An 18,795-nucleotide genomic window follows, 5' to 3' on the forward strand; every position below is an offset into this window, starting at 1 on the left:
GTCAGGCCCCCAGTCGGACGTCGGCGAGCGGATACGTGTTGGACGACGCGAGGGCGAGGCGCTCGACCCGCTCGCGACGGGCGAGCACCGACTTGGGCACGAAGGCCCAGGCGCAGGGCCAGGTGTCCCAGGCCGCCTGCTGCGCCTCGGCGAGCCGCTGCTGGCGCAGGGTCGCGTCCGGCTCGGTCGACGCCCGGGCGATCGCCTCGGCCACGTCGGGCTGCACGTAGCCCTGGTACGTGTCGCGGGTCTGTTCCTTCTCGGCGGTGCCCGCGTACATGCCCTGCAGGATGGTCAAGGCGAGGCCGGTGGGGGCCGAGAAGCCGTTGCCGAGCAGGTCCCAGTCGCCGGCCTTGCCCTGGCGCCACTGGAGGATGTCGCCGCCGGGCTCGAACTGCTGCAGCGTGGTGCGCACGCCGATCGCGCCGAACATCTCGACGAGCGCCTCCATGATGAAGGTGTCGCCGGCGAACTCGCCGGTCTCCCAGATGATGCGCAACGTGAGGTCGCTCGCCCCGAGCTCGGCGAGCGTGCGGCGGGCGAGGTCGGGGTCGTAGGTGTACTCGCCCGTCTTGGCGTAGCCGAGCAGGCTCGGCGGCACGACGCCGTCGGCCTGCGTGACCGAGTCGGTGAGCACGTCGCGGACGAGCGCCCGGCCGTCGATCGCGTGGCTGAGCGCTCCGCGCACCCGGGCGTCGGCCAGCGGGTGCCCCTCGGGCTTGCGGAAGTTGTAGAAGATCTGGTTGATGCGCAGGCTCGAGGCCTCGTCGAGGACGATGCCGGGCAGGCCCTGCAACTGGGTCGCCGAGTCGGGCGTGATCGAGTCGATCACGTCGACCTCGCCGCTGCGCAGGGCGATCACGCGGCTGGACTCCTCGGGCAGGAACCGCACCTCGACCCGGTCGACGCCCGGCGCCTCGCCCCAGTACTGCTCGTTGCGGCTCAGGCTGTAGGTGCCGGCGCCGCGGTTGAACCGGGTGACGACGAACGGGCCGCTGCCCACGCCGTCCTGCAGCTCCTCGGGCTTGTTCGCCGCGGCCGGGGTGATCAGGATGTTGCTCATCAACGCGTCGAGCACCGGGATCGGCTGCGACGAGTCGAGCGTGAAGGTGCGCTCGTCGATCGCGGTCACGGTCGGGAACTCGGGGAAGAAGCTGGCGACGAACGAGCCCTGCACCTGCTCGTACATCTGCAGCGCGGTGGCGACGTCGGCGACCGTGACGGGCGTCCCGTCCGAGTAGCGAACGCCCTCGCGCAGGCGGACCGTCCACTGTGTGTCGCTCGTCGGCTCGAAGCTCTCGGCGAGCACGAGCTCGGGCGTGATGTCGGGGCCGATCTGCGTGAGGGCCTGACGCACCGCCCGCTGCACCGTGACGGCCGCGTCGAACTGGTTCAGCTTGTTGTCGAGGCTGACCAGCGAGCGGTTGAGGGCCAGGGTCAGCGTGCCGGGTCCGGGCAACCCGGTCGGTCCGGCGCAGCCGGCGAGGCTGGTGGCGGTCACGAAGAGGCCGGCCGCGGCACCCCAGCGGAGCAGGGTGCGGCGAGACATCTCGTGGTCCGCGAACGGAACGGTCATCATCGACCTCTCGATCCAGGGGTTCGACGAGGTCGACGGCGCCCGGTCCCGCAGCGCTGCGACGCCCTCGTCCGGGCTGGATGACACTGTGCCACCGCTGCGCGTTTCGCGCAAGACCGGTAGCGCATAACGCGCAGTCGTGTCAGGATGGCGGCATCATGAGCCCGATCACCGTCATCGCCGACGACCTCTCCGGCGCCGCCGAGACCGCCGAGCAGTTCCGGCTGCGCGGTCACGAGACCGTGGTCTCGCTCGGCGTGCCGGCGGGTCCCGCCGCGGCGGTCACGGTCGTCGACGTCGGCACCCGCTCCGGCACCGCCGAGGAGGCGCGGGTCGCGATCGACACGCTGCCCCTGACGGCCGGCGCCCTCGTGCTGAAGAAGACGGACTCGCTCTGGCGCGGTCACGTCGGGCCCGAGCTCGAGGCCCTGGCCGCCCGCGGGTACGACCTCGTCGTGGCCGGCGCGCTGCCCGCCCTCGGGCGCACCGTCGTCCACGGGCGGCCCCTGGTGGACGGGCGACCCCTCGCCGAGACGCCGTTCTGGCATCTCGAACCGCACGGCGCCCCCTCGACCCTGGCCGAACTCGTCGATCGGCCGACGGTGCTCGTCGGCCTCGACGTGGTGCGGTCGGGGCCGGACGCGTCCGCGGCGCACCTCGACGCGGCCCTCGCCGGGGGAGCGGTGCTCCTGGTCGACGCCGAGACCGACGACGACCTCGCCGCCGTGGTCGACGCCGTCCTCCGGCTGGTCGCCGCTCCCGGAGTCCGTCGGCCGGTCGCCCTCGCGGGCAGTGCGGCGCTCGCCGCTGCCCTGGCCGACGCGGTCCCTCCGGCGTCGAGCACGGAGGCTGGTCTTTACGCGTCGGACGAGGCCGGGGTCCGCGACGAGGCCGGGCCCCGCGACGGGGCCGGGGCCGAGCGGCCCGTCCTCGTCGTGGTCGGTTCGGCCGCCGAGGTAGCCCGGGGCCACGCCGACGCGCTCGCCGCGACCGGTGCGGACGTGCACGTGCTCGACCCGGCGGACGACGCCGGCCTCCTCGTCGAGGCGACCCGCGCCTCCTTGTCCCGGTCGTCCGTCGCCGTGCTGACGGTCACCGCCCGGCGCCTGCCCGACCCGCTCGTCGGATCGGCGGCCCTCGCCGAGGTCGTCGCCCGGATCGACGCCGACGTCGAGCTCGACCTCGTGCTGACCGGCGGCGAGACCGCCCGCGCGGTGCTCGACCGGCTCGCGACGACCACCCTGCGGCCGCTCACCCAACTCGAGCACGGCGCCGTCCTCAGCCTCGCGGGCGACGGGCGGGGGGCCGCGGGCGACGACCGGCTCGTCGCCACCAAGCCCGGCAGCTTCGGCGGCCCGACCGTGCTCGCCGACCTCGTCGACCTGGTGCGCCGCACGCGCGCCGGCGTCGACCCCCACGACCTCACCGCGTCGGCAGCGTCCGGCGCCCCCACGAAACGGAGAACCCCATGACCACGACGACCCCCGACACGCGGCCGTTCATCGCCGTCACCATGGGCGACGGCGCCGGCGTCGGACCCGAGGTCACCGTCGGCGCACTGCTCGACGAGGCCGCCTACCGCGACGCGCGACCGGTCGTCGTCGGGGACGCCCACCGCCTGCGGCTCGGCGCCGCCGCGCTCGGGGTCGACGCCGAGATCGTCGAGGTCGACGGGCCCGCCGACGCCGTCTTCACCCCCGGCCGCATCAACGTCGTCGACCCGCACCTGCTCTCGGCCGACCTGCCCTGGGGCGCCGTCTCGGCCGAGGCCGGCCACGCGGCGTACGAGTACATCCGCATCGCGTGCGAGCTCGGCATGGCCGGTCTCGTGCAGGGCATCTGCACCGCACCGCTGAACAAGGCGGCGCTGCACGAGGCCGGTCACGTGTTCCCCGGCCACACCGAGCTGCTGGCGCACTTCATGGGCGTCGGCGAGGTGTCGATGATGCTCTCGACCCCCAAGATCAAGGTGATCCACGTGACGACCCACATCGGGTTGATCGACGCCATCGCGAAGATCGAGCCCGGCCTCGTCGAGCGCACCGTGCGCCGCGGCTGGGAGGCGCTGCGCCGGGCCGGCGTCGACGACCCCAGGATCGGCGTCTGCGCGATCAACCCGCACGCCGGCGAGAACGGGCTCTTCGGCTACGGCGAGGAGGCCGAGAAGATCACCCCGGCCCTCGAGGTGCTCCAGGCCGACGGCATCCGCGCCGTCGGGCCGCTGCCGGCCGACACCGCGTTCTTCCTCGGCGGCCGCGGCGACTACGACCTCATCGTGGCGATGTACCACGACCAGGGCCACGGCCCGGTGAAGGTGCTCGGCATCGAGGCGGGGGTCAACATCACCGTCGGACTGCCCGTGATCCGCACCTCGGTCGACCACGGCACCGCGTTCGACATCGCCGGCACGGGCGTCGTGGCCGTCGGTAGCATGATCGAGGCGTTGCGCCAGGCGGTCGAGATGTCGCCCAGCCCGGCCGACGCCGCCCGGGTCGGTGCGTCGTCGGCGTGACGTCGCCCGCCCCACCGATCAGGACGGCCATCGCATGAGCACCACCGCATGAGCACCACGGCACGCGAGCGACGCCGCGACATCGTCGACCTGGCCCACACCACCGGCCTGGCGAGCGTCGACGAGCTGAGTCGTCGCTTCGAGGTGACCCCGTCGACCATCCGCCGCGACCTCGCCGAACTCACCCGGCGCGGCGAGATCGCCCGCACCTACGGCGGGGCCATGCCGCTCGGTGCCCCCGGTGCCGAGCCGACCTTCCGTCAGCGCAACCTCGAGGCCGGGGTGGCCAAGGCCGAGATCGCGCGGCACGCCCGCACGCTGGTCCACGACGGCGAGACGCTGCTGTTCGACGCCGGTTCGTCGGTCGCGGCCCTCGCCCGGGAGGCGCGCTCGGGTCTCGTCGCGACCGTCGCCACCACCTCGATCGCCGTGATCCAACAGCTCGCCGACTCGGACGGCATCCACCTCGAGTGCCTCGGCGGCACGCTGCGCCCGGCCAGCCAGGGCTTCGTCGGGCCGCTGGCCGAGGCCGCCCTCGAGCGCCTGACCTTCGACCGGGTGTTCCTCGGCGCCGACGGCGTGCTCGCCTCGGGCCACGTGGTCGAGGCCGACCTCGTGCAGACCCGACTCAAAGAGCTCATGTGCCGGCAGTCCGAGCGCGTCTACGTGCTGGCGGACGGGTCGAAGCTCGGTCGCGCGACGTTCCACGCCCGCGCGGCGCTGCCCGAGGGCTGGACGCTCGTGACCGACGCCACCGCCACGACCGAGGCGCTGGCCGAGTTCGCGGCCGCCGGCGTCGACGTGGTCGTCGCGCCCGCCGGCTGACCCGCCCGCCCGCCCGCGTGCCGCCCGTCGGCGCGCCGGCGCCCGTGTCGCACCGCCGGATGAACGTCGCACCGCCGACTTCGGCGGTGCGACGTCCATTCGGCGGTGCGATGTCGGTCGGGTGGCACCGCCGCGGCCGGGTCGACCCGCGCCTCCTGCCGGTTCAGGGGGAAGGAGGCGCGGGTCGCGACCCGACGCGACTCAGGCGCGGTGCAGGCGCAGTGTCACGACCTGGAACGGGCGCAGGGTCAGGTCGGCCCCGGTGGCGTCGGGCGCGAAGCGCAGCGCGCTGGGCATGGCCTCGGTCAGCGGACGCTCGAGCACGTCGACCTCGGTCACGCGGGTCACGTCGAAGTGGGCGTCGACACGGGTGCCGGCCCGGGCGCCGGTCGACTCGTACAGCCGCACGACCACGTCGCCCGTCTCGTCGTCGGCCAGTTTGAGCGACTCGATGCGCACCTGCTCGCCCGAGAGCGACACGAGACCCCCGACCGCCGAGGACGTCGACGGCGTCGAGGCGGCCGAGGTGGTCGAGCTGGCCGAGACGTCCGAGGCCGGAGGGACCTCCGCAGTCGTCGACGCGCCGTGCCCCGCACCCGCCGTGCTGCCGGCACCCGCGCCGAGCACGAACGTCGCCCCGCCGCGTCCGGCGCCGACCACGCGCACGGGCAGGTTCTGCTCGTACCCCGCGCGGACGACCTCGTCGATGGTCGCACCCGGCACGAGCGCGTAGTCGAAGCGGTGGTGACCGATGTCCTGCACGGGGTCCGGGCTGCGGGCCGCGCGCACCAGGCTGACGCGCACCTCGGTCTCGACCTCGCCGGTCTCGCCCACGGTGCGGGTGATGTCGTGGCCGTAGCTGCCCGAGTTCGTCAGGCCGACGCCGTAGCCGGGCTCCTCGACGTGCACCCAGCGGTGCGCCATCACCTCGAACCGGGCGTCGTCCCACGAGGTGTTGGTGTGGGTGGCGCGGCGGACGTGGCCGAACTGGATCTCGGCGCTGTGGTGCTGCGCGTGCAGCACGAGCGGGAAGCTCACCTTGAGCAGCTTCTCGTCCTCGCGCCAGTCGAGCTCGGTGCGGACGTGCACGCGGGCGTCGTCGGCCACGAGCGAGACGAACTGCTCGACCCGCGAGCGGCCGAACGAGCGCTCGACGCGCACCGTGACGCGCAGCGGCCCTTCTTCGACGATCTCGACCGCGTCGGCCTCGACCAGGTCGGTGCGGCTGTGGCGGTAGTGCGCGTCGATGTCCCACGCGTCCCACGCGTTCGGCAGGTCCTCGTGCAGCTGCAGCAGGTTGGCCGCGCGGCCGGCCGGCACCAGCTCGCGGTCGTGCCGCAGGTCGACGATCGAGGTGATCAGGCCGCGCTCGTCGACGACGATGCGCACGAGCCCGTTCTCGACCGTCGCACCCCCCGAGGAGGCGCGGGTCACCACCACCGGCGAGGTCGCGTCCACGGCGACCAGCGGCGCGACGCCCGAGCCGGGCACCGCGACCAGGGCGGCGGCGACACCCGAGGCGTCCTCCACCAGGGCAACGCGGTCGTGACCGGCCGCGTTGACGACGCTGCCGGGCGAGGCCACGGCGACCAGCGCCTCCTCGATCAGCAGGTCGAGCTCGGCGAGGCTGCGGCGGTAGTCGTCCTCGTTCTCGCGGTGCACCCAGGCGATCGACGAGCCCGGAAGGATGTCGTGGAACTGCTGCAGCAGCGTGAGCTTCCAGAGGCGGTCGAGGGCGGCGTACGGGTAGGCGGCACCGGTGCGGACGGCCGCGGTGGTCCACCACAGCTCGGCCTCGCGGAGGCGGTGCTCGGCCTCGCGGTTGCCGCGTTTCTCACGGGCGTGCGAGGTGAACGTGCCGCGGTGCAGCTCGAGGTAGAGCTCGCCGACCCAGACGGGGGCGTCCTCGTACTCGGCACGGGCCTTGGCGAAGAACTCGTCGGGGTGCTCGATCTCGACCCGGGGCGAACCCTCGAGGTCCTTCACCCGACGCTGGCGTTCCATCATCTCGCGGATCGGGCCACCGCCTCCGTCGCCGTAGCCGAAGGGGACGAGCGAGCGCGTGGCGGCGCCCTTCTCGCGGAACTGCCGCACCGCATGGTGCAGCTCTTCGGCCTCGAGGGTCGAGTTGTAGGTGTCGATCGGCGGGAAGTGGGTGAAGACCCGCGAACCGTCGATGCCCTCCCACCAGAAGGTGTGGTGCGGGAACGTGTTGGTCTGGTTCCACGACAGCTTCTGGGTGAGGAACCACTCGAGGCCCGCCAGCTTGGCGATCTGCGGGAACGACGCCGTGTAGCCGAACGAGTCGGGCAGCCAGACGCCGTGCGTCTCGACGCCGAGCTCGTCGGCGAAGAAGCGCAGGCCGTGGGTGATCTGACGCACCATGGCCTCGCCGCCCGGCAGGTTGCCGTCGGGTTCGATCCACTGCGAGCCGACGGGGTACCAGGTTCCGTCGGCGATGGCCTGCTTGATGCCCTCGAAGACGGTCGGGTAGTTCTCTTTCACCCACTGGTACTGCTGCGCCGACGAGCAGGCGAAGCGGAAGTCGGGATACTGCTTCGCCAGCGTCAGCACGTTCGAGAAGGTGCGGGCCGTCTTGCGTTTGGTCTCGCGGATCGGCCAGAGCCAGGCGCTGTCGATGTGCGCGTGGCCGATGCCGCTCAGGGTGTGGGCGCTCGGGACGGCCGGGCTCGCGAGCACCGGGGCGAGCACCTCGCGGGCGGCTGCCGCGGTGCCGACGATGTCGTCGAGGCGCAGCACGTCGAGCGAGCGTTCGAGGGCTCGCAGCACCTCGTGGCGACGCGGGTCGTCCTGGTGCAGCTCCTTCATCATCTGGTAGAGCACCTCGACGTCGAAGCGCAGGCCCCAGACCTCGTGCTCGAAGACGGCCAGCTGCGCGGTGCGGAACCGGTAGATCGGCTCCGTCGGCGCGGTCGACTTCTCGCCGTAGGCGGTCGGAACGAACTCGTTCACCAAGATGTCGGGGTTCCCGGCGGCCTCGACGAAGAAGTGCACGGCTTCGCCCCCGGCGGCCTCGTCGTGCAGGCGCACGTAGGTGTTGCGCGGGTGGATGCCCTTGATCGGCACGCCGTCCGGGGTGTGCACCAGGCACTCGGCCTGGTTGCCCGGCCAGTCGCCGATGAACCCGGGGTCGAGCACGAGCTCGACCGTATGCCCGGCCCAGTCGGCAGGGACCTCGCCGAGGACTTCGAACCACCAGGTCGACCAGGCGCGTCCCCACGGCTGGCCGATCTCGAAGGGGTCGTACGTCTGGGCCAGGGCCTCGGCGACCGGCACCGGTTCGTCGGGCACCTGCCAGGCGCGCAGGGTGACCGGGGTGGTCGCCGAGTGGACGGCGGGGGTGATGCGCTCGTTCAGCACGCGCTCGATGCGCTCTTCGACGAGTTTCTGGTTCTGGTGCACGGTAAGTCCTCACGGGGTGGGGCCCCGGCGGCGTCGCCGGGTAAGAGGGTGGTCGGGGGGAGGTCGAGGAGGCGCGGGTCGCCCCGGCCCTGCGGGGTCGCGCCTCAGCGCAGGTAGTCGAGCCCGGGGAAGCTCGCCATCGCGTCGCCGAGCAGCGAGCGGGCGACGGTGACCGAGTCGACCAGCGGGTGGTGCGCAAGGGCGCGCACGGCGGCCGCCTTCGAGCCGTCGACGCCGGCCTCGATCGTCTGGCGCTCGACGTACTTCGCGTTCGTGACGAGGCCGACGCCGAAGTCGGGCAGCGAGGTGCCCACGACGGGGTGGGCGCCGCTCGCGTCGACGACGCAGGGCACCTCGACGACGGCGTCCGCGTCGAGTTCGGGCAAGGTGCCGCCGTTCCGCACGTTGAGGATGAGTCGGGCGCTCTGGTCGTAGGCGATGCCGCGCATCAGGGCCAGCGCGACGTGCTCGTAGCCGCCCGAGACGAGGTCGTCCTGGTCGCGGTCGCCCATGCCTGCGGACTGCCGGTTGGTCGCCATGTAGGTCGTCTCGCGTTCGAGTCGGGTGCGTTCCCAGAGGGCGAGGGCCGAGCCGTCGCCCTCGGCGAGTTCGTCGTAGAAGCGGGCCTGTTGGTCGACGAGGTAACCACCGCGGGTCTGCACGGCCAGCTGGTCGGCGTGCAGCACGTCGCGGGTGAAGTAGTAGTAGTGCAGGTACTCGTTGGGCACGGCGCCCAGTTCGGTGACCCAGTCAGCACCGAACAGCTTGCCTTCCTCGAAGGTCTCGATGCGCTCCGGCTGCTCGAAGAGCCGGGGCAGCACGTCGACGCCGTCGACGGTCAGTCCGCGCAGCCAGCCCAGGTGGTTGAGGCCCGCGTAGTCGATGGTGACGCTGTCGAAGGCGTCGTCGGGCACGCGCACGTCGAGGGCTCCGAGCACGCGGCGCGCGAGGCCGATGGGGCTGTCGCAGATGCCGATCACCCGGTCGCCGAGCACGCGCGACATCGCCTCGGTCACGACGCCGGCCGGGTTGGTGAAGTTGATCACGAAGGCGTCGGGGGCCAGGGCCTTGACGCGGACGGCGAGGTCCATCACGACGGGCAGGGTGCGCAGGGCGTACGAGATGCCGCCGTAGCCCACGGTCTCTTGACCGATCACGCCGTGCGACAGGCCGATCCGTTCGTCGCAGGAGCGACCGGCCATGCCGCCGACCCGGATCGCCGAGAAGACGAAGTCGGCTCCGCGCAGGGCGTCGTCGAGGTCGGTGTGCAGCGAGACCACGGGCGCGTCGAGGTGCTCGAGTGCCTGCTCTCGCAGCACGCGGGCGACGGCCGAGAGTCTGATCGCGTCGGTGTCGTACAGGGCCACCGAGGTGACCCGGCCCTCGGCGTGGTCGCGCAGCAGCGCCGAGTAGACGAGCGGGACGCGGAAGCCGCCCCCGCCCAGGATGGTCAGCTTCATGCGACGGTCACCGTCACTCCCTTGCGTGCCAGCGCAGCCGAGACGTTCTCGTGCGGCGTCGATTCGGTGATCAGCTGCGTCAACGACGCGCTGGGGGCGACGCGGCCGGCGCCGGTGCCCGGGAACTTGCTCGAGTCCGCGAGCACCGTGGCCCGGTCGCTCACCTCGGCCATGGCGCGCTTGATCGGCACCTGGCTCATGGTCGTGTCGCGGAGGTCGCCGTTGTCGGCGATGCCACTGACGCCCATGAAGGCGTGGTCGGCGTGCAGTAGTCGCAGGCTCTCGGCCGTCAGCGGGCCCGAGACGGACCGGTAGACCGGGTCCCAGTCGCCCGGCAGCAGGATGAGCTGGACGGCACGGTCGTCGCGCAGCAGATCGAAGACCGCGATGCTCGCCGTGATCACCGTGACGTCGCGACCCCGAAGGTGTTCGGCGACGTGCAGGGTCGTGGTGCCGATGTCGAGCACGACCGACTGACCGTCGGCCACCTGGGATGCCGCCGCCGCGGCGATGCGCTCTTTCGCGCGGCGATTGACCTGCTCGACCTCGGCGAAGGGGGCATCCGCCTCGACGAGCACGGCGCCGCCGTGGGTCCGTCTCAGCACCCCCGCCTCGTCGAGGCGCTGCAGGTCGCGGCGGATCGTGGCCTCGCTCGTGCTGGTGGCGAGGGCCAGGTCGGTGACCGTCGCCGCCCGCTCGGAGCGCAGCCGATCGAGGATCACGATGTCTCGGACGTCTTTCATGGTCTGAACAGTAGCGCGCAATTTCGAGCAGAAACAATCTTGTAACAAACAAAATCATTCACATTTGTGCGCACATGGGCTAGAAACGTCTCAGCAGGTCGACGCCGACGCCGATCTGACCCGAGGAGGACCCCGTGCAGACCGCACCCCGCACCGCCCCACCCGCCGAGAGCGACGCCCTCGCCGGCATGCTCGTCGTGGGGCAGCTGTTCGCCGACGTGGTGTTCGGTGACCTGCCCGGTGCGCCCGTGCTCGGTCACGAGGTCTGGACCTCGTCGTTCGGGGCCGGCCCCGGCGGCATCGCCAACTTCGCCCTGGTGGGCGCTCGCCTCGGTGTCCCCACCTCGATCGCTGCCGCCGTGGGCGGCGACACGTTCTCGACCATGACCCGCGCCTCCTTGGCTGCCGAGGGCATCGACCTGTCGTACCTCGTCACCGTGCCCGGCTGGGCCCTGCCCGTCACCGCGTCCCTCGGCTACGGCGACGACCGCGCGCTGGTCACCGGCGGCACGCCCGCTCCGATCGGGTCGGACGCGCTGCTGCCCGACGTCCTGCCCGCCGCCGCCGTCGCCCTCGTGCACCTCGAGGAGGCGCGCAGCACCTGGATCGCGCGGGCCACCGCCCAGGGCACCCGCGTCTTCGCCGACGTCGGATGGGACCCGTCCGAACGCTGGGACCCTTCCCTGCTCGAGCAGCTCGACGACTGCCACGCGTTCATGCCGAACCACCTCGAGGCCATGGCCTACACAGGCACCGACTCGGCGATCGACGCCGCACGCCGCCTCGGTGACCGCGTGCCGCTGAGCGTCGTGACCTCGGGCTCGGCCGGCGTCGTCGCCGTCGACTCCGCCAGTGGTGACGAGGTGGTCCGTCCACCCGTGCGGGTGCACGCCGTCGACGCCACCGGGGCGGGCGACGTGTTCGGTGCCGCGCTGGCCGTGGCCGGCTCGCGGTCCGACTGGTCGCTGTTGCAGCGCGTCGACTTCGCCTGCCTCGTGGCCGGCGTCACCGTCTCGCGACCGGGTGGCGCCTCGGGCGCCCCTCGGCTCGACGAACTCGCCGGCTGGCTCGGTGCCCATCCGACGGCGGCCGAACCCGGCCGCTACGACTTCGTGCTCGAGGCCCTCCACGACCAGGGCGAGAGCAGCACGACGCTGTTCCGCTGACCCGTACCTCCTGCTCGTCCCCCCCCGCCCCACTTCGGCTTCCCCCCAACCGATTGAGAGACCCCATGGCACTCCCCACCCGACGCCTCGTCGGCAAGATCGCCGGCACCGTCGCCGTGCTCGCCCTCGTCACCCCCCTGCTCGCCTCGTGCGCCGGTTCGGGCGGGGGTGCGAACGCCTCCGGAGAGACCGACGTCTGGATCTGGCCCGACGGCCTGAGCGACAAGGTGTTGAGCAGCGTGGACGAGACGACGCCGATCAAGGTGTCGACGATCGGCGGCGACTTCAAGCAGAAGCTCGTCACCACGTTCACCGGCCGCACCGGCCTGCCCGCCGTCAGCGGCGTCAAAGGTGAGGACATGCCGTACTTCCTCAGCGAATCCGACCTCTTCACCGACCTGAACGACCTCGGTGCCAAGGACATCGTCGACCAGTTCCCGGCCTGGAAGCTCGCCGAGGCGACGACCGCCGACGGCAAGCTGATCGGCATCCCGATCGACATCGGCCCCACCGCCCTCTACTACCGGGCCGATGTGCTCGCCGCGGCCGGTCTGCCCTCCGAGCCCGCTGACGTCGCCGCGGCGACCTCGACCTGGGACGACTACTTCGCCTTCGGCGAGAAGCTCAAGGCGGCGACGGGGGCGAGCCTCGAGGTCGACATGGGCGACGTGTTCACCAAGTCGATCGGCCAGGGCAGCGCCCGCTTCGTGAACGAGGAGGGCGGGTTCACCGGCGACGGCGACGAGATCAAGGCGGCCTGGGACCGTGCGGTCGAGGCCAAGGAGAAGGGCCTGACCGCCGGGCTCACCGACGGCAGCCCCGACTGGGCCGCCGCCATCACCGGTGGCTCGCTGCCGACGCTGCTCGGTGCCGCCTGGTACCAGGCCGACATCAAGAGCGCCACGGCCGACACCTCGGGCGACTGGCGCGTCGCACCGATGCCCGGCGGCCCTGCCAACATCGGAGGGTCGTTCTTGACGATCCCCGAGGGCACCGACGACCCCGAGGCCGCATTCGCCGTGATCAAGGACATCCTGAGCGAGCAGAACCAGATCGTCGCCTACCAGGACAAGGGCATCTTCCCGTCGGCCACGGCCGCCTACTCGGCCCCCGAGCTGACCGCGGGCGACGAGTTCTTCGGCGGTCAGTCGACCGTCGAGGTCTTCGCGCAGGCCGCCGCCGACATGCCCACCGCGTACACCAGCCCGTTCGAGAACCAGGTCGCGGCGCCCTACATGACCGAGCTGCAGAACGTGCAGTCGCTCGGCAAGGACCCCGACCAGGCCTGGAACGACGCCGTCTCGGCCGGCGAGGCCGCCCTGAAGGCCGCCGAGTAGTGATCCCCACCGTGCTGAGCCCGGGAGCGCGCCCCACCGCGCGCTCCCGGGCGGGGCTGCGCAAGAGCTGGCCCTACTACGTCGCCATCGCGCCGTTCTTCGTGCTCTTCGCGATCTTCGGGCTGTTCCCCGCGGGCTACTCGCTGGTGCTGTCGTTCCAGGACTGGAACGGCCTCGGCTCGCCCGAATGGGTCGGCCTCGACAACTTCCGGGCCCTGGTCGCCGACCAGACCTTCTGGCTGTCGATCAAGAACACCCTGATCATCTTCGCCCTGTCGACCTTCCCGATGATGGTCATCGCCGTGATCGTGGCGGCCATGCTCAACTCGGCGAAGCGGTTCGGCACGTTCTACCGCATCGCGTTCTTCGTGCCGAACGTCACCTCGGTCGTCGCGATGGCGGTGCTCTTCGGCTCGATCTTCGGTGACAGCTTCGGCCTGCTGAACGCCGGCCTGCGGACCCTCGGCTTCGACGGCGTGGCCTGGCTGTCGACCCCCTGGGCGATCCAGGTCACCATCGCCGTGCTGATCACCTACCAGTGGACCGGTTACAACGCGATCCTGTTCCTGGCCGGCATGCAGTCGATCAGTGGCGAGGTCTACGAGGCCGCCAAGCTCGACGGCGCGGGGGTGATCCGTAGTTTCTGGTCGATCACGCTTCCGCTGCTGCGCCCGACGATCCTCTTCGTGCTGGTGGTCTCGACGATCACCGGCCTGCAGAGCTTCACCGAGGCGCAGGTGCTGACGGCGTCGTCGTCGACGACGAACCCCAACTCCGGAGGCGCGGGTCAAGCCGGTCTCACGACGGTCCTGTACTTCTACCAGCAGGCCTTCAACTACAACCGCTTCGGCTACGGAGCAGCCATCGCCTGGGCCGTGTTCCTGCTCGTCGTGATCTTCGTGATCATCAACTGGCGGCTCGGATCGGGCAAGAAGGAGAAACCCGTGGACGTCGATCCCGTCTCCCCGCGCGAGGAGGTGGTCGCGCGATGAGCACGATCGTGAACGCCGCCCGCGGCGTGACCGCCGAGGTCGTCGACGCCACGGCGAACGACGATCCGAAGCAGCGTCGTGGCCGGGCCGCCGGGCGCGGCGCGAAGGTGCCGACCTCGCGAGCCGTGCTGCACGGCCTGCTCGCCGCCGGAGCCGTCATCTCGCTGTTCCCGTTGTACTGGCTCGTGGTCATGGCGAGCAACACGACGAGCGACATCTACAAGTCGCCGCCCGTGCTCGTGCCCGGCACGCACCTGTTCGACAACATCCGCGCGGTGTTCGAGACCATCGACTTCGGTGGCTCGTTGCTCAACACGGTGATCGTCGCCGTGTCGGTCACGGCACTCGTGCTGTTCTTCGACTCGATCGCGGCGTTCACCTTCGCGAAGTTCTCGTTCCCGGGCCGCAAACTGCTCTTCACCCTGTTGCTCGTCACCTTCATGCTGCCCGCTCAACTCAGCGTGATCCCGCAGTTCATCACGATGATCAACCTCGGGTGGGTCGGTCAGCTGCAGGCCCTGATCGTGCCCGCCGCGGCCAACGCCTTCGGCATCTTCTGGCTGCGCCAGTACATCGTGTCGGCCGTGCCCGACGAACTGATCGACGCCGCCAAGATCGACGGCGCCGGGTTCTTCCGTCAGTACCTCACGGTCTGCATCCCGCTGATCCGCCCGGGCCTCGGCTTCTTGGGCGTCTTCACCTTCATCGCCTCGTGGAACGACTACCTCTGGCCCCTGATCGTGCTGAACGACCCGGGCACGCTGACGCTGCAGGTCGCGATGAGCCAGCTGAACAGCGCCCACGGCAAGGACTACGGCATGGTCATGGCGGGGGCCCTGCTCGCCGTCCTGCCCCTGATCATCGTGTTCCTCATCGGTGCCAAGCAGTTCATCGGTGACATCGCGAAGGGGGCGCTGAAGTGACCGAGGCCGTCGTCGGCCCCGAGGTCGTCGCGGCCTCGGGGGCCCACGAGATCGGCCAGCACGCGGCCGACGTCGTCGCCGCCTTCGTGCGGGCCGAACCCCACGGCGTGCTCGGCGTGGCGACCGGCTCGTCACCCGAGCCGCTCTACGCCGAGCTCGTGCTGCGCCGACAGGACGGCCTGCGCACCTGCGGCCTGACCCTCGTCGCGCTCGACGAGTACGTGGGGCTCGAGGCCGACCACCCCGAGAGCTACCGTACGTTCGTGCGTGACCGCATCGCGAGGCCGCTCGGCGTCGACGACGACCGGGTCGTCGTGCCCGACGGGTCGTGCCCCGACCCCGTCGACGCGACCCTCGCCGCCGACGCGCACGAGAGGCGCATCGTCGAGCTCGGCGGAGTCGGGCTGCAGATCGTCGGCATCGGGGCCAACGGCCACCTGGGCTTCAACGAGCCCGGTTCGCCGTTCGACGGCCGCAGCCGCGTGGTCGAACTGGCCGACCGTACCCGCCTCGACAACGCCCGCTACTTCGGTGGCGACGCCCGGGCCGTGCCGTCGCACGCGATCACGCAGGGGCTCGGGACGATCATGGCTGCGCGGCAGGTGCTGCTGGTCGCGCGCGGTCGCGCGAAGGCCGCGGCGCTCGCCGCGGCCTTGCAGGGCCCGGTGACCGAGTCGGTGCCCGCCTCGCTGCTGCGGCGCCACCCGCGTGTCACGATCGTCGCGGACCGGGAGGCGTTGGGCGCGGTCTGACCGCCCCGCGCCTCCCGCGCGCCTCCCGCCCCCCGCGCCTCCTGCGACCGCCCCCACCACAGAGAGCACCATGACCCACCTCGACGACGTCGCCCCCGGTTCCGCCTCACGGCTAGCCCCCCGCTCGTGGCTGCACAGCGACGCCCCGACCCATTCGCTCGACGGGCCGTGGCGGTTCCGACTGCTGCCCGAGGCTCCCCTCGACGACGAGGCACGGGTCCCCGAGGTCGCCGACCCCGAACTCGACGACGCCGACTGGGATGAGCTGCCGGTGCCCTCGCACTGGGTGCTGCACGGGCACGGGTCGCCGATCTACACGAACCTGCAGTACCCGTTCCCTATCGATCCGCCGCACGTGCCCGACGAGAACCCGACCGGAGAGTACCGACGCACGGTCGTCGTGCCGGCGTCGTTCCGGAGTGGCGCGCGCGTCGTGCTGCGGTTCGACGGCGTCGACGGCCTCGCGACCGTGTGGCTGAACGGCGTCGAGCTCGGCTGGACGACGGGCAGCCGCCTCGCCACCGAGTTCGACGTGACCGACGCGCTGGTCGAGGGGGCCAACGCCCTCGCGGTCCGGGTGAACCAGTGGTCGGCGGCCAGCTACCTCGAGGACCAGGACCAGTGGTGGATGCCCGGCATCTTCCGCAGCGTCACCCTGCAGTCGCGCCCCGCCGCGGCCCTCGACGACGTCGACCTGCGGGCGTCGTACGACCACGCCACCGGGGCGGGCCGGCTCGACCTCGACGTGGTCGGCGCGTTCCCCGTGACCTTGCGCGTGCCGGCACTGGGCGTCGACGTCACCTGGGCGACCCCGGCCGACGTGGCTCCCGTCGACCTGCCCGCGGTCGAGCCGTGGAGCGCCGAGGTGCCGCGCCTCTACGACGCGACCGTCGCCTCGCCGGGCGAGACCGTCTCGTTGCGGGTGGGGTTCCGCACGGTGCACATCGTGGGCGACTCGTTCGAGGTCAACGGCCGCCGCGTGACCTTCCGGGGCGTCAACCGCCACGAGTCCCACCCGGTGCGAGGACGCGTGTTCGACGAGGCCGAGGCGCGTGCCGACCTCGAGCTGATGAAGCGGGCCCACGTGAACGCGATCCGCACCGCGCACTACCCGCCGCACCCGCGACTCCTCGACCTGGCGGACGAGTACGGCTTCTGGGTCGTGCTCGAGTGCGACCTCGAGACCCACGGCTTCTGGGACGTCGAGTGGCGCGGCAACCCCAGCGACGAACCCGCCTGGTGCGATGCCTACCTCGACCGGATCGCCCGCACGGTCGAACGCGACAAGAACCACCCGAGCATCGTGATGTGGTCGCTCGGCAACGAGTCGGGCACGGGGCGCAACCTCGCCGCCATGGCGACCTGGCTGCACGGGCGCGACGCCACCCGACCGGTGCACTACGAGGGCGACCTGGCCGGCGAGTACACCGACGTCTACTCGCGCATGTACCCGACCCTCGAAGAGATCGCGTCGGTCTGCGGCGAACCGGCCACGACGATCCACGAGACCGAGGGCGCCCAGGGTGCCCGGCAGCGGCAGAAGCCCTTCGTGCTCTGCGAGTACGGCCACGCGATGGGCAACGGCCCGGGCTCGTTCGCCGACTACGAGGCGGCCGTCGACCGCTGGCCGAGCCTGCACGGAGGCTTCGTCTGGGAGTGGCGCGACCACGGCATCGCCACCCGCACCCCCGACGGCACGCCGTACTTCGCCTACGGCGGCGATTTCGGCGAGGTCGTGCACGACGGTCAGTTCGTCATGGACGGCCTGCTGCTCTCGGACGGCACGCCCACCCCGGCCCTCGCCGAGTTCGCCGCCGTGATCACCCCGGTCCGCGTGCGTCTGCTCGACGCGGCCCGACTGGTCACCGTCGAGAACCGACGGCACACCGCGTCGACCGACGACGTCGAGGTGCGCTGGCAGCTCGAGCACGACGGTCACGTCGTCGCCTCGGGCGTGCTCGACGTGCCGACGCTGACCGCGCAGTCGACCGCGACGGTCGAGGTCCCCGAGGAGGCGCGCGCGGCAGGCGACGCCGCCACCGTCCGTGAGGCCCACCTCACCGTCACGGCGGTGACGCGTCACGACCTGCCCTGGGCCGGGGCCGGCCACGTGCTCGGGCGCGACCAGGCGCTCGTGGCGAGTCGCCCGGCGGCCCGCACCCGCGCCTCCGGGGCCTGGAGCGGTGACACGCTCGGTGCGCTCACCTTCGACGCCCGGGGCGCCCTGACCTCGTGGCACGGGCTGCCCGTGGCGGGGCCCCGCCTCGAACTGTGGCGGGCACCGACCGACAACGACCGCGGGGCGGGCCAGGGCTCGTACGAGCTCGCCGAACCCGAACTGACCCACGGTCGCGGGGCCGAGGAGACCCCGCCCTCGGCCGAGCGCTGGGTCGAGCGCGGCCTGCACCGGCTCGTGCACCGGGTGCTGTCGGTGTGCCGGTCCGACCACGGGCTCGAGCAGCGCGTGCGGGTGTCCGCCGCGCACACCGGCACCGGCGTCGACGTCACCTTCCGCTGGACGGCGACCGCCGACGGCGTGCTGCTGCGCACCGAGGCCGTGCCGTTCGGGCCGTGGGACTGCACCTGGCCGCGCGTCGGCGCCCGGTTCGACCTGCCGCTGTCGCTCGCGTCGTCGCCGGTCGACTGGCTCGGTACCGGGCCCGCCGAGTCGTACGCGGACAGCGCGGCGGCCGCCCGGGTGGGCCGGTTCACGTCGAGCGTCGACGGGCTCTCGGTCGAGTACGCCCGGCCGCAGGAGACCGGGCACCGCCCCGGGTTGCGGTCGCTGACGCTCGGGGGTCCGGGTGGCGTCGCTGCGTCGGCGGGGGGCCCGGTGCTGTCGGTGACGACCGTGCCCGACGGAGCGGGGCACCGGTGCGGGTTCCAGCTCGCGAGGCACACGGCACAGCAGGTCGCCCTCGCCGCGCACCCCCACGAGTTGCCCGAGCCCACGGCGCTGCACCTCTACCTCGACGACGCGCAGCACGGACTCGGCTCGCGGGCCTGCGGTCCCGACGTGTTGCCCCGTCATGCCCTGTGGCCCTCCGCTCGCGCCTGGGAGGTCGTGCTCGCCTGACCCGTCGGTG

The 18,795-nt window shown here is 72.0% G+C and carries 13 protein-coding genes; 9 read left to right on the top strand and 4 right to left on the bottom strand.

Going from position 1 to position 18,795, the window contains the following annotated elements; all coding sequences use genetic code 11:
• Nucleotide 1: 1 nt before the first annotated feature.
• A complete protein-coding gene (locus IFT79_RS11730; protein WP_267658825.1) occupies nt 2-1,663 on the bottom strand; it encodes an ABC transporter substrate-binding protein in 1,662 nt (553 codons plus the stop codon).
• Nucleotides 1,664-1,734: 71 nt separating this feature from the next.
• Here IFT79_RS11730 and IFT79_RS16440 point away from each other — a divergent pair, with 71 nt between their 5' ends.
• The 3 genes from IFT79_RS16440 to IFT79_RS11745 are packed head-to-tail and all read left to right on the top strand — an operon-like array spanning nt 1,735 to nt 4,913.
• Nucleotides 1,735-3,048: a four-carbon acid sugar kinase family protein gene (locus IFT79_RS16440; protein WP_192124334.1), complete on the top strand. Its 1,314-nt coding sequence runs from the start codon at nt 1,735-1,737 to the stop codon at nt 3,046-3,048.
• Nucleotides 3,045-4,088, top strand: coding sequence for a 4-hydroxythreonine-4-phosphate dehydrogenase PdxA (gene pdxA / locus IFT79_RS16445; protein WP_056046908.1), 1,044 nt, complete (start codon nt 3,045-3,047; stop codon nt 4,086-4,088). Before IFT79_RS16440 ends, pdxA begins: the two co-directional genes overlap by 4 nt.
• A gap of 48 nt (nt 4,089-4,136) precedes the next feature.
• Entirely contained in the window at nt 4,137-4,913 is a 777-nt protein-coding gene (locus IFT79_RS11745; RefSeq protein WP_056046906.1) for a DeoR/GlpR family DNA-binding transcription regulator, read from the top strand.
• 201 nt (nt 4,914-5,114) lie between these two features.
• Here the strand turns inward: IFT79_RS11745 and IFT79_RS11750 are convergent, their stop codons facing one another.
• From IFT79_RS11750 to IFT79_RS11760, 3 genes are all read right to left on the bottom strand, one after another.
• Nucleotides 5,115-8,336, bottom strand: coding sequence for a glycoside hydrolase family 38 N-terminal domain-containing protein (locus IFT79_RS11750; protein ID WP_192124336.1), 3,222 nt, complete (start codon nt 8,334-8,336; stop codon nt 5,115-5,117).
• Between the two features lie 104 nt (nt 8,337-8,440).
• The gene (locus IFT79_RS11755) at nt 8,441-9,796 is read right to left on the bottom strand and encodes a 6-phospho-beta-glucosidase (RefSeq protein ID WP_056046903.1); all 1,356 of its coding nucleotides are present in this window, start codon (nt 9,794-9,796) and stop codon (nt 8,441-8,443) included.
• Entirely contained in the window at nt 9,793-10,539 is a 747-nt protein-coding gene (locus tag IFT79_RS11760) for a DeoR/GlpR family DNA-binding transcription regulator (protein WP_199859672.1), read from the bottom strand. The genes IFT79_RS11755 and IFT79_RS11760 overlap by 4 nt, the downstream gene beginning before the upstream one ends.
• 134 nt (nt 10,540-10,673) lie before the next feature.
• Here IFT79_RS11760 and IFT79_RS11765 point away from each other — a divergent pair, with 134 nt between their 5' ends.
• From IFT79_RS11765 to IFT79_RS11790, 6 genes are all read left to right on the top strand, one after another.
• Complete coding sequence (locus IFT79_RS11765) at nt 10,674-11,705, top strand: carbohydrate kinase family protein (protein ID WP_342211836.1); 1,032 nt, start codon at nt 10,674-10,676, stop codon at nt 11,703-11,705.
• A 65-nt stretch (nt 11,706-11,770) separates the two neighbouring features.
• Nucleotides 11,771-13,042: an ABC transporter substrate-binding protein gene (locus IFT79_RS11770; protein WP_192124338.1), complete on the top strand. Its 1,272-nt coding sequence runs from the start codon at nt 11,771-11,773 to the stop codon at nt 13,040-13,042.
• A complete protein-coding gene (locus IFT79_RS11775) occupies nt 13,042-14,034 on the top strand; it encodes an ABC transporter permease subunit (protein ID WP_192124339.1) in 993 nt (330 codons plus the stop codon). Before IFT79_RS11770 ends, IFT79_RS11775 begins: the two co-directional genes overlap by 1 nt.
• Nucleotides 14,031-14,957 carry a carbohydrate ABC transporter permease gene (locus tag IFT79_RS11780; RefSeq protein WP_192124341.1) on the top strand — a complete coding sequence of 309 codons (927 nt, stop codon included), beginning with the start codon at nt 14,031-14,033 and terminating at the stop codon, nt 14,955-14,957. The genes IFT79_RS11775 and IFT79_RS11780 overlap by 4 nt, the downstream gene beginning before the upstream one ends.
• The gene (locus IFT79_RS11785; protein WP_192124343.1) at nt 14,954-15,709 is read left to right on the top strand and encodes a 6-phosphogluconolactonase; all 756 of its coding nucleotides are present in this window, start codon (nt 14,954-14,956) and stop codon (nt 15,707-15,709) included. The genes IFT79_RS11780 and IFT79_RS11785 overlap by 4 nt, the downstream gene beginning before the upstream one ends.
• A gap of 70 nt (nt 15,710-15,779) precedes the next feature.
• Nucleotides 15,780-18,785 (top strand): glycoside hydrolase family 2 TIM barrel-domain containing protein, encoded by a 3,006-nt coding sequence (locus IFT79_RS11790; protein ID WP_192124345.1) that lies wholly within the window; start codon nt 15,780-15,782, stop codon nt 18,783-18,785.
• Nucleotides 18,786-18,795 lie beyond the last annotated feature (10 nt).

Source organism: Frigoribacterium sp. CFBP 8759 (assembly GCF_014841655.1).
Taxonomy (GTDB): Bacteria; Actinomycetota; Actinomycetes; order Actinomycetales; family Microbacteriaceae; genus Frigoribacterium.